This is a genomic window from Rhizobium sp. Rhizsp82 (genome assembly GCF_047325115.1).
Lineage (GTDB): Bacteria > Pseudomonadota > Alphaproteobacteria > Rhizobiales > Rhizobiaceae > Rhizobium.
The window spans coordinates 1,322,577-1,333,719 of the sequence record NZ_CP168571.1 but is presented as its reverse complement, the minus strand read 5'-3'; the positions used below and the strand labels follow the sequence as shown (position 1 = coordinate 1,333,719).

Genomic DNA, 11,143 nt, shown 5'->3' with positions numbered 1-11,143 from the left:
TAACGGAGGGTTAGAATGAACTTTTACTTGAAGACTATCTGTGTCGCAGGCGCGATGGCGATTTTATCGTTCGCATCTGCCATTGCGGCTCCAATGCCCGAGTTCTGGAAGAAATCGATGACTGACGATCCTGCCACGAACTACTATGTTTCTCAGGCCATGAAGCCGCTGCCGACACAAGATGCGCAGACGTTACGCGTCGTATATCTCGCTGATCTACTGGGCCACGCATGCCGTGGGGCGAACGTCAACAAAAAGGCTCTCAACACGTTCGAGAAATCGTCAGGCTATTCGGCCATCACTGGCAAGGCCTACAACGACGCGGCGTTTCTAGTGGACGATAGTGTGAAGTATGTCGACTATCGAGCTCTCGCACACCTATGCGCCGGAACGGGTTACCTTTTTGGTCCTCAAGGTCATTTAGCCGCTGGACTCGTAAAGCCGGGAGTTGGACGTCCAGTCATGTCGTATGATCCGAATAATCCCTACATTCGCCTGAAATCGGTCCGAAAGAAGGGCTGATAGGTCAAGGAATGTTGACGACAAGGGCAGTATTCCTCCACTTCCTCAGCGTTTGTGAATGAACCGGGAACATAAAGGATGAAGCTCTGAAGCGAACCCTTCAGGCTGAAAGGGCCGGTCTCATCAGGTGTTTGCCGGAAACGCACTTCAGGGAACAGCAATTGACCTTGCGCGGAAACGCTCCGTCCGCTAATAGCCGGCCTTTCGCCAGCCTGCTGAGCGCGCTTCTTTTTCTGTGCAAAACCAACGTTCGCCATACTCGGGGCGTATGACTGTATCGGAGTAATAGTGCTGACCCGGCAAATGATAAATTCGCTCACCGGATCCAATACTGATGTTCCCCTTGATCACGCAAGATTTGCCACTTGTCGCGCTTGCCATGACGGTGGGAAACAGCGTGTAACCACCGGCCCCGGCAGCAAAAGCTGCGGCAGAACTCAGTACGACGATCGTTATGAACTTCATGGTGCCCCCTGATGCTCCGCAAATGTATCAGACATTTCGTTCTATGCCGGTTGATCCGAAGGATAGAATTTTAGCGTTCGCGGCGCTCATTGTCGGCAAACACCGCTGCGGCGGTACTTGCAGCGCCGTAGTGTTTGACGCACAACAGCAACGAAGCAGCTTTAGAGAGGGTTCGTTCTGAAACGTTTCGCAGCCGTCCAAGCAATTCTGATTGTGTTGCTATCGACTGGCTATGCCCGAGATGACACCTCTCCTTACCCTCCAAAGTTGACCGAGGATAGGCGGTCGTATGAGCTCAACGAGCCACTCGCAGAGGAGGACCGATCCTGCAGCGCCGTCAATCGACCGTTACAACGCGGCTACAACAGCAGTCGTTACACGGTGCAAGAATGGGAGGTCTGGCCGGACGGGCACACAACCCTCGCATTTGAACAAAGATCGAATGGCCGGTACATGTATATTTTCGATACGGTGATGGGCTGGTCGATTCGTCAACGTTGGGAGCTCTACACGGTGGAGGATGGACGGCCGGTGTTCACGAGTTGCAAGCCGGCAATTGTGTCTACCTATCGAGGTGTGCCAGCGATGTACATCGAAGCAGACTGGCGGCGCGGAAATCTTCATGCTCTTGCGACCGTCATCCTATCCTCCGGCGCTAGCCAGATTCTCAGGGTTGATCGCCATTTCATCGGACATTCGCCGTTTCGGACGGACGAGACGTTTGGAATTTGGGAAAACCGCCGCGATTGGGTAGAAAAACCTAATGCAAAGCCAGACCTTCCTTGGTGAGATGTCTATGAAAGCGGGGCCAGCGACTTTGTGGCAGTTCAGCATTCTCCTCGCGGCCTTCGGGACGCTGTCGTTTGCTATCGGTCGTGCACAAGCCACGGAAGGGGGCAGATTGGATTCGACTTGCGATGCCCTGAACCGAGCCTACGTAAACTCTCGTACTACGCCATATTACTCCAGCGATGCCTATCGCATAGAGCCGAACGGAACTCGAAGGCGTGCATTTGAGGTCAGAGTTGCATCGGCATCCTCCTACCAGATAGAGCCGCCCAAAACGGTATGGTTTGGGGTCAACCGGCCACCTTCGTCTCTTCTAACAGCATCCGGTGGTCCAAAGTTCACGTCGTGCAGGCCTTTAGAGGATCAAGTACTGTCCGTGGGCGACACCACTCACTATTCGTTCGACTGGCATGGGCCAGGAACCTCCGCATCCGGAGAGGTCTGGATCGAAAAATCGACGGATCGCATAACCTATCTGCTACGGCACTTCGCACCTCAGTCAGACGGCAGGGCAGCAAACATGCTAGAGGTTTTTGACTACGATCCAACCCGCGCCATCACGGTCTCACCAGTGGAGGGGTCGGCCGCCCCAAGTTCGCCGCCTCTGTCCAAATCACCGACTACGGATCCAGCCTGTCTTGAGGTCGATAAAGCGTATCTGATGACCAGGAGCGCCCCGAGCTATACGGAAACTTGGTACCGCGTGGAGACGAACGGTCGCTCGAAGCTGCACAGCGAGTTTAGGGCAAACTACATGGGGGGCGTCTACAAGCTAGCGGTCGCCGACAAATGGATCGATAGTGATCGGCCACCGCCGACCCTCTTGGATCGCTATGCGCCGATTTTTGAGCGATGCAAACCGCTTTCTCGGAAGTCTGAGGACGGCGTCAACTATCGGCGCTATTCAGCAAAATGGCACGAATTTCCCTACGAAGCGACGGTCGAAGTTTTCATCCGGCCCGACGGCAAGGTATCCAAGGTTTCTTATAAGTATTTGGATGGGCGCTGGGAGTTGCCGACCGAGAGAGCTCAAGCTGTTTTCACTTACCCGGAGCCCTGATCTGAATGAGAAACGCGATGCGCAAAATGTTGATCTAGACGGCCGGTCGCCTGGTTTCGTTGCGGTGCCGATACCTGCTGTCCGTGAGCGATGGGATCGACTCAGCATTTTTGATCCCACATGTATCGAACTCAATGCGGCTTACGGGGCGTTGAATGCGCGAGGGCGATATCGACATACCGTCTTCGAGGTGAAGGCGGAGAGCCTTAGCACAGGACTGCAGAGACGCCTATTCGCGACGCCCTCCTGAGTGCCAACTTCGAGCTGATATGCAGCATTTTATTCGCCGCGGCGGTCGCACTACCGGGCGGTGGCAAAGGACGGGGTTTGTTCGCGGCTGGCCTTCCGGCAGCAATAGAATCAGCCGTAAACAACTGCTGCGTGCTCCCTTCACTAAATGTTATCTCCAGAACATGTATGAGTGAACCGCTTGGTAGGGGATACTCATGTTTCGCCGTTTTTTATCAGCACGTCAGGGCAACGTGCCAATCATGACTGCCGCGCTGTTCGTGCCTATGGCATTGATGGCCGGCGGAGCAATCGACTTGGTGGAGCAGGAGCGTCTGCGTGTCGCGCTTCAAAACGCTCTTGATCGTGGTGTCCTTGCGGCGGCCTCGCTCAATCAAACGCAAGATCCAACTCCGCTGGTGAAAAGCTTTTTGGCTGAAGCTCCATATGCCTCGGCTGCGACAGTCACCGTGACCGAGGAGAAGAAAACCAACTACCGCAAGGTCACTGCTAGTGCTTCGTTCAATTACAACACCGTGTTCATGCGCCTGGCCAACATCAACGCGCTCCCAGTGAAGGCGACAGCGACGGCACAAGAGTCTCGCCAGAACATCGAGCTCTCTATGGTTCTCGACATCTCGGGTTCAATGCTGGACAACGGCGGCATGGCGCAGTTGAAACCAGCTGCGAAGAACTTCCTTGCTACGGTCCTCAGGGACGATTCCAAAGACTTTACGTCGGTGAACTTCATCCCGTTCGCTGGGGGAGTTAACATCGGTGATAAGGTCTTCGATTACCTTGGCGGGGCTTCCTACCAGCGGCGTCATACGAAGTCTTCCTGTTTCGAAATGCTCTCGACGGACTTTGTCTCAGGGACTCCTGTCTGGGCTTCCCGGGATCAGTTTCCGCATTTCACGTACTATAACTACAATGTCTCCGGAAAGCAGCCGTGGTGGTGCCCTACTGCGAGCGCCTCCGTCGCCTACATGTCGAACAACCTCAAGGATCTGCAAGCCCGCGTTGACGCGTTGCTGCCATTCGATGGCACTGGCACCGCATATGGCATGAAATGGGCCGAGCTTCTGCTGAACCCGTCTATGAAGACTACCTTCAAAGCCATCGCGGACAAAGGGCTGGCTAATGCGATCCCAAGCACTTTTTCAGACCGCCCTGCGGCCTTCACGGACGGTGCGACTCTCAAGTTCATCGTCTTGATGACAGACGGTCAGATCGGCTTTCAGCCACGACCGCTCGACCCGGCGACCAATGAAGTAACCAACAAAAACATCCAAAAGGAATCTCGGACGCTGTTTGAAGCGAACGTTGCAAGTGGATTTTACGACAAGGTGTGCGCCTACGCGAAAGCTGAAGGCATCACCATTTTCACCATTGCATTCAAGGTCGACACCCCGACTGCCAATAATATCGCCAAATGTGCGACCGACGCGTCTTACGCCTACAAAGTCGACGGATTGGACATGGGTCAGGCTTTTCAGTCGGTCGCGACAACGCTCCAGAAGATCCGGATAACCCAATGATCCTGAACCGCTTTAAATCTACCGTCCGAGATCGATCCGGAGCGACCGCGGTGGAGTTCGCTCTCATCGCTCCGCTGTTTTTCGCCATCATATTCTCGACGTTTGAGGCCGGCTGGATGGTCATCGAAGCGACGATGCTCGATCGCGCAGTCGACCTGGCAATACGTGACATTCGTGTCGGCGCTACCGCTGCGGCCAAAACCCAGGACCAGATCAAGGCAGCAGTCTGCAATCAGGCGATCATGCTTCCCGGCTGCGCATCGTCTATTGTCGTTGAGATGACAGACATATCATCGGGCGCACTCCCATCAAGCAATACGCCCTGCGTTGATCGCGGCAGCAACGTTTCACCCGTTGTGGCTTTCTCTCCGGGACAACGCGGCTCGATTATGTACGTGAGAGCGTGTTTCACCACCGACCCAATCACTCCGCTGCTTGGATTGGCGTTGAGCATGCCAAAGGACGGGAAGGGCGGGTATTTCCTCTCGTCTTCCTCAGCCTTTGTGAATGAGCCTGGTGCATGACGATGAAGCTGCTGAAGCGATTCCTGAGGGCTGATGATGGTGTGGCAGCAATCGAGTTCGCGCTCGTCGCGCCGCTTATCCTGACCCTTTTTCTCGGCAGCGTCATCCTGGCCCTGCTCTTTCGCGATGCCAAGACCGCAGAACGTGCCACCTCTGTCATCTCGGATGTGATCTCTCGGAAAACAACGGTGGACAGCACCTACCTGAACCAATGCTACACTCTGTTTCAGAGCATGGTGAACCGACCTGCGAGTGCGATTAGATTCCGGATAAGCAGCGTCAAGAAAAGTGCTTCGGGCTTGAAGGTCGATTGGTCCTATGCAGTCACGTGGCAACAGTTGACCGACGGGGACGTCACAAAGCGTACATTTCCGATGATCTCCGACAACGATTCCTTTGTCGTGGTTGAGAGCTCCGTTCAGCCGTCCCCTTTGTCCGGATTTCTCAGTCTTCCGATCGGAAACTACGAGAACGCGGTTACGGAGCGTCCCCGGTTCACTGCGGCGATTACTAAAACAAACTGAACCCTCGCACCGCACTTCAAAAGGTGCCCCGGCGGAACGACCTGAGGTCAATCAAACCCACCGCCTACGGTGCCGATCTCCCTTCCCGAGAGGATCATTTGCTAACTCTCAAGTTGGACAGCGAGTCGCCAATCGCCTTGAACGCTGCCTGAAGGTCCGCTGTCGTTGGGGAGTTAAAATAAAAGGCGTTCTGGGAGGCACATCCGCGAAGCAGGTTCTTGCGCGACGCACTGGCTGGTGTAGAGCCCGCCCGGTCGCCCGCTTCCGAGATTGTCAGCGGTCTTCGGGAGTCTAACGCTTAATTTTACCGCAATATCTGCAACCAAAAGATGCTTTAGCGAATGCTAACGAGGCTGTCGTCAAGCGGTTGACTTTCGTCATCCACATATTCCATGTGTTTATGCACAGGTTTGCCTTCACGATGGTTTTTAATCACGATTTAAGCGCTTCGGCGTGTCGAAAGTGCCACGCCTTACTCACCAGCGTTGGTGAACTACCAAAAAAGTAAAATAGTTACACATACGCAAGTGAGGATGCATGTCGTCAAGCATCCGTGACGCCCCGTTGCGAGGAGGGCGTTTTGGCCTTGCTTAAGGGCCTCGTCAGACGGGAAAACTTGAGGTAAGCGTGACAATAATCATGCATGTGGAGCCGGTCGGAAAGATGACGTCAGAGCAGCTATTCAACACCTGGGCGTATTGCGCCATTCCGATTGCTGCCGTCATGCTTCTGCTGCAGGTGAGCGCAACGCGGGCTTTACGTCGGCGCGGCTGGACCATCAAGTCTCGGCGCTGACTATGAAGAACCAGAGGAACCTCTCCAACAAGAGCAAGGTGCTCGGCGCGGCGATCTTCGTCGGCACATGCGCCATATTGATGGTAGTTTTCTTTGGCGATCCGTTCGTGCTTAACGATAGGCATGGCGGCATGTGGCTCAGGAATGTGCTTTACGACTTCCAGACGCTATTTGCGGGCATCGCGGCAGTCGTGGCCGCTTGGTGGACAGTCAACACCATGGAGGAAACGGATGACGCGGCTGAAGGGAGACACCGAGAGCAGCTTGCCTTAGGGAACCAACAGCTAGAAGTGGCTATGCGCGGCGATAAGATTGCGGTCGAGCGCGCCATCCATCCACAGCTCGAAGGCCTGAAGGGTAGGCTACTCCATGCAGAGAAACTGCATAAGGATATGCTAGAGGTGCCGACCATTCAGGAGCAGATCGAGTTCATGGTCGACAACGCGTATATGCTGCGCCATCTAGCCTCGCACACTCTGGCTCTCTTGGAGCGCCCTCAGCTTGTCGAGGGAAGCCGCTTGTTCGACGGATTGCTCGCCTACAAGCTTCTTTACCTTCGCGATGCCGCGCAAAGCCTTCTGGAAGGCCTTAGCGATATCCCGGACGAGGTCGGCTCCAGTCGCCCCCATACCTTCCTCAAGAAGACAGCAGCGCGCATAAAAGTTCAGATGTCACACTCTGCCCTGTTCCAAATGATCACGGTGATCCCCGAAATAGTCGGTCTGATGGAGGAGACTGCTGACATCTATCAGGTGCGTGAAGCGACCACGACGCCAGCGTGAAGCCAGCGTAAGTAAGCGGCAGGCACGCAGTTCTTATTTCGCGAAGGCAAAGCACTGCAGCGTTTTCTATTGTCTCAAGCTTTCGAAAAAGGCCGTGTCGGGACAACCAGGGGGAGCAACGTGTATCATTCGCGTACGCTGCTTCTATCTCAGAAGCAGCAGCGATACGACTTCCTGGATATGGTGCTTCACCTGAACTCACACGACGCAAGGTGAGCGAACCGGTCTCAGAGTCATAAAAATTTGCAGGAACCTAGTATCTATGCTCCGGGATACTCGCTGCACCTTTTTCTTCACTGCAGGCACTTATCGTTTCAAGGGAGCGGCTCATAGTCCAACAACGTCGTTCGTCCCTGGATCAACCTGACATACACACGAAACGACTTGCCTGCGCTGTCCTCTAATATCAACGATTGATCTAGTTTGAATTCAGTAGGCTGACGTTTGCCGCCATTGATTGCGATGTTATCAGCATAGAGGTACGTACGATCTAGAGTGTCGAGTATCGGATTGAGCCTGCCCTGCAATCCGGGAATAAAGCCGATCGACTGAACAATCACGGACCCCGTGTGCTTGAACCGCCGCAGCCTCACTCGCTGGGTGCGTCCCAACTCGAAATCGGCAATAATCGTTGAGAGAAAATCGGGATGAGCTATCAGGAACTGATATGATCTTCCCGGCGCCAATTTCAATTGAGCGCGGCTGGCGTGGTCGGTTCTTGTTTCGACCGTAGTGCCATTGTCTGCCAACGCGCAAATTTGGGCATCTTCGACAGGCGTGTCGCCATCCGAACTCACCGAAAAATATAGAAGATCTGTGTCGGCCGGCTTACCGCTGTCTATCCTTATGCGCCGCAATACCTCCTCGGCCAGGGCCTCCGGCTGATCGAAATCTCTATACAAGAATTGTCGGACCAATGGTGGAATTTCCGACGGCGGAACGTCTACTGAAACGAAAGGAAGGAAAATTCTCTCCTTCTCGTCAATAGCTGCTTGCCTTAAAAAGGTTCTTGCATCCTCAGACACCGAGCGTGTGTGCGGGCCGGTTCGTCCCACTATCATAACAAAGTGGGTTGCTCGACTAATTGATTCTCGCAGGGCGTCCTGCAGGCTAACGCCCATAGGTGCACTGTCAGGTGTCAAGACTGCGATACCATTCGATAGCAGCCGTTTCTCGACCACACGAGCAGTATGCTCACTTCCCTTTGTATAACTGATGAATACTGCGGGTCCTTCAAAGCCAACTAGCCGACGTGCAGAACCAACATACTCGTCTCTGGAATCAATAAGCAGCCTTGTTTGCCCCAGTTTGTGAGCGATTAGCGCAGCGATGTTCTCCAGATTGTAGTTGATGCTGGAGGTATCGTAGTTACTGTCCTCGATCGCAGATATGCGCTCACCGAAGCTCCAGTAGGGAACATATGGGATTGTGCTGGCCAGCACCAACTTTTCTGTGGAGATGTCCCTGCTCGCCCAGCCATCATAAAATTCTGGTAGTGCGGCAGCGAATTTCGTCCGCCATTTTGACGAAATATCGTGTTCGACTTGGTTTTCAAAACGAGCGGGGATTGGCAGCGTAAGTAGGCGAGAGCGATCAGTAGCAATATCGTTTCGAATTGCCGCTGCTCGTCGCGCTACCGAAGTCGCACCCTCAAGGCTTTGCTCGTTGGCTGTGAACAGAAAGGCAAGAATGTCGGGGAGCTGAGCCGTCACGATTCCCGAAAAATCTGTGACACCTGTCCGAGCGTCAATGAGGATGAAATCATACTCCATCCTCATTTCATCAAACATCGTCTCGAGGGCTTCTCCGAGGCCTTTTTTGTAAAGGGCGCTCCAATTTAAGCTCTGCACCCGCCGCATGTAGTCTGGAGTGGCCCTGCCTGCCTTGATGAGGTCCACACCGCGAATGCCTTGTCCGGCGAGCGTGAGAAGGTATGGACGCCACTCGAGGGGCACTTGGCGCGTCCTAGCGAATCTCGCAAGCAACTCGACCAGGCCGGGCGCTTGCTTATTTTCGTTTGCATCGAGATACGGTCTGAAAAAATCCTCCAGGCCAGGAGCCTCGATGTCCCAATCGACACATAGCACGCGAAATCCCCAGCGGCCGAGCAAAGTTGCAACGTTCGCCAGGGCAAATGATCTGCCCACCCCGCCCTTGTAGGAATAAAACGTTACAACGGTGCCCATGATCTATAATCTCGGCAGCTTCATGGGCGCATCCTGTAATACCACCGTATCAGGATTGGCAATCGGGAAGTCCGGATGCCAGTCCGGGGAGTTATCAAGCCGCGCCTCAATGTCTTCCGCGATGCTTCGCACCCGATCATCAAGATCAAGGTACTTTCCATTCTCGCGAAAGGCATCATAAGGGTAGGTGAGACTGCTCAGATTTATTGCTTGTGTGTTCTTGGCCCGTGGATCAAAGTTTTTCCCATCAGAAAATACAATGGGCAAGACCAAGCCCTGGGCTTGCACGATACCGTGGTTGGCTAGGAAAACCTGCCGCTGCAACATGCTTTCCCACTCCGCCATACACCAGCGAGAGGAAAAGTAAGGCGGGGTCCAGACAGCAATCATTACGCGGCTGCGGGCAAGCGCGTTACGAATGTTGCGGCATTATGGAGCAAGTGCCACAAGATTCCGATGAAGGCGGATGCTATCTCCTGAGGGTGCCTTGGGAGTGTTGAGTATGGTAGAAATTGTCGACGGATTGAAAGCGAAGCTGGTCGAAATCGACACTCAGATCGAGCTGCTGCGGCGGCAGATCGGTAATCTCGAAGATCAGAGCGCCGCCTTCGTGAAAGTCATCAGGGCCTATGATCCAGATTTCATGACGACTGGCGCTGCGTTAAAGAGATCACGCTCAACACCACGGGAAACGGCCAGTAGCCGTGTCACCGGACTTCTGAAGGGCAAGAACAACCGCCACGTCGTTCTCGATATTCTGAGACGCTCGGATCGACCGACCTCCAGCTCCGAGATCGCGAGACAGTTCTCTACAGATGTCGATCTGGGTGAGGAAGCGGAACGACTGGAAACAGCGTTGGCGAGCAGGTTCTCGGCAACGCTCCATGGCCTGCAGAAGCAGGGGCTGGTCAGGCATGCTGGTACTGTCGATGGCCGTCGCCATCTGTGGGAGATCAGCCGCTAGTCCGGTGGCTCACCTTGGAGCCAGACTTGGTCGTTGATGTTCTGGGCAGCACCTTGCCAGTAGCCGCAGAGATTTCGCGACGTTGGCCGAGCAGTGATCGTCTTCAGGAGATCGGCAAACTGCCACCGCAGCCCCATGTAGCGGGTGTCCTCCTTCCACGAAAGCATCGCCATGTACCAATCAAGGTACTTCGTTGAGAAGCGGTGGTTGACGCCTTGGTAGGCCTTCTCGACGCGGCTAAAGAAGCTCTCGATCACGTTTGAGTTCGTGCCGTCATCCTCCTGATACTGAAGGCTGTGATTCACGCGGTGAATGGAAACAAGGCCGACAAGATCGTCATAGGCTTTATGCTCGTCGGCGATCAGAAGCGCCTTCGGATCGACATGCTTTGCGACGGCTGCCCAAGCGTCTCTGCCGTTCTCATCCATGATGACCCGCGTCAGCGTCCTGTTCGGGGCGTGCTTGTTAGCCTCCCTCAGTGCCAAGACGCACATGCGCTTGCCGTTCTGGTTTTCCTTCTTGCGGCCGTCCTTGCGCTCTTCCTTCTTGTTCGCCTTGCGGAGAACGCCACCGACGTATTTCCCGTCGATCTGGACCAGTCCCTGAAGCGTGATGGCACTGCGGCGCAGGCCAACAGCTTCACGCAGCTTCTGCAGCAGGACGTAGGCCGTCTTGTACTGGACATTGAGCTTTCGGCTGAGATGGAGCGCCGCCATACCCTTGGCGGCAGTGATTTCCTCCCAGATCGCCATGATGATCTTTTTGA

Annotated in this window: 12 protein-coding genes; 8 read left to right on the top strand and 4 right to left on the bottom strand. The window is 54.5% G+C overall.

The genetic code is table 11. The annotated features are described in order from the left end of the window. The first annotated feature begins 15 nt into the window (after positions 1-15). The gene (locus tag ACEN84_RS30350) at positions 16-522 is read left to right on the top strand and encodes a hypothetical protein (RefSeq protein ID WP_413711653.1); all 507 of its coding nucleotides are present in this window, start codon (positions 16-18) and stop codon (positions 520-522) included. 189 nt (positions 523-711) lie between these two features. On the opposite strand, the gene ACEN84_RS30345 is transcribed toward ACEN84_RS30350, so the two are convergent. Further along, positions 712-987 (bottom strand): hypothetical protein, encoded by a 276-nt coding sequence (locus ACEN84_RS30345; RefSeq protein ID WP_413711652.1) that lies wholly within the window; start codon positions 985-987, stop codon positions 712-714. A gap of 453 nt (positions 988-1,440) precedes the next feature. On the opposite strand from ACEN84_RS30345, the gene ACEN84_RS30340 reads away from it, so the two are divergent. From ACEN84_RS30340 to ACEN84_RS30315, 6 genes are all read left to right on the top strand, one after another. Next, entirely contained in the window at positions 1,441-1,776 is a 336-nt protein-coding gene (locus tag ACEN84_RS30340) for a hypothetical protein (RefSeq protein ID WP_413711651.1), read from the top strand. A gap of 376 nt (positions 1,777-2,152) precedes the next feature. Beyond that, positions 2,153-2,836 carry a hypothetical protein gene (locus ACEN84_RS30335; protein ID WP_413711650.1) on the top strand — a complete coding sequence of 228 codons (684 nt, stop codon included), beginning with the start codon at positions 2,153-2,155 and terminating at the stop codon, positions 2,834-2,836. Between the two features lie 446 nt (positions 2,837-3,282). Next, on the top strand, positions 3,283-4,602 hold the full coding sequence (locus ACEN84_RS30330) for a pilus assembly protein TadG-related protein (protein WP_413711649.1): 1,320 nt from the start codon (positions 3,283-3,285) through the stop codon (positions 4,600-4,602). Continuing rightward, positions 4,599-5,126 carry a TadE/TadG family type IV pilus assembly protein gene (locus ACEN84_RS30325; RefSeq protein ID WP_413711648.1) on the top strand — a complete coding sequence of 176 codons (528 nt, stop codon included), beginning with the start codon at positions 4,599-4,601 and terminating at the stop codon, positions 5,124-5,126. Before ACEN84_RS30330 ends, ACEN84_RS30325 begins: the two co-directional genes overlap by 4 nt. Continuing rightward, on the top strand, positions 5,123-5,650 hold the full coding sequence (locus ACEN84_RS30320) for a TadE/TadG family type IV pilus assembly protein (RefSeq protein WP_413711647.1): 528 nt from the start codon (positions 5,123-5,125) through the stop codon (positions 5,648-5,650). Before ACEN84_RS30325 ends, ACEN84_RS30320 begins: the two co-directional genes overlap by 4 nt. 797 nt (positions 5,651-6,447) lie before the next feature. Further along, positions 6,448-7,227 (top strand): hypothetical protein, encoded by a 780-nt coding sequence (locus ACEN84_RS30315; protein ID WP_413711646.1) that lies wholly within the window; start codon positions 6,448-6,450, stop codon positions 7,225-7,227. A gap of 314 nt (positions 7,228-7,541) precedes the next feature. Here the strand turns inward: ACEN84_RS30315 and ACEN84_RS30310 are convergent, their stop codons facing one another. Together ACEN84_RS30310 and ACEN84_RS30305 are read right to left on the bottom strand one after the other, a co-directional pair. After that, a complete protein-coding gene (locus tag ACEN84_RS30310) occupies positions 7,542-9,413 on the bottom strand; it encodes a KGGVGR-motif variant AAA ATPase (protein ID WP_413711645.1) in 1,872 nt (623 codons plus the stop codon). A gap of 3 nt (positions 9,414-9,416) precedes the next feature. Continuing rightward, positions 9,417-9,803 (bottom strand): hypothetical protein, encoded by a 387-nt coding sequence (locus ACEN84_RS30305; RefSeq protein WP_413711644.1) that lies wholly within the window; start codon positions 9,801-9,803, stop codon positions 9,417-9,419. A gap of 112 nt (positions 9,804-9,915) precedes the next feature. On the opposite strand from ACEN84_RS30305, the gene ACEN84_RS30300 reads away from it, so the two are divergent. Then, on the top strand, positions 9,916-10,377 hold the full coding sequence (locus tag ACEN84_RS30300) for a hypothetical protein (protein ID WP_413711643.1): 462 nt from the start codon (positions 9,916-9,918) through the stop codon (positions 10,375-10,377). Here ACEN84_RS30300 and ACEN84_RS30295 read toward each other — a convergent pair. Beyond that, entirely contained in the window at positions 10,374-11,129 is a 756-nt protein-coding gene (locus ACEN84_RS30295; protein WP_413712523.1) for an IS1595 family transposase, read from the bottom strand. The genes ACEN84_RS30300 and ACEN84_RS30295 overlap by 4 nt on opposite strands. Positions 11,130-11,143 lie beyond the last annotated feature (14 nt).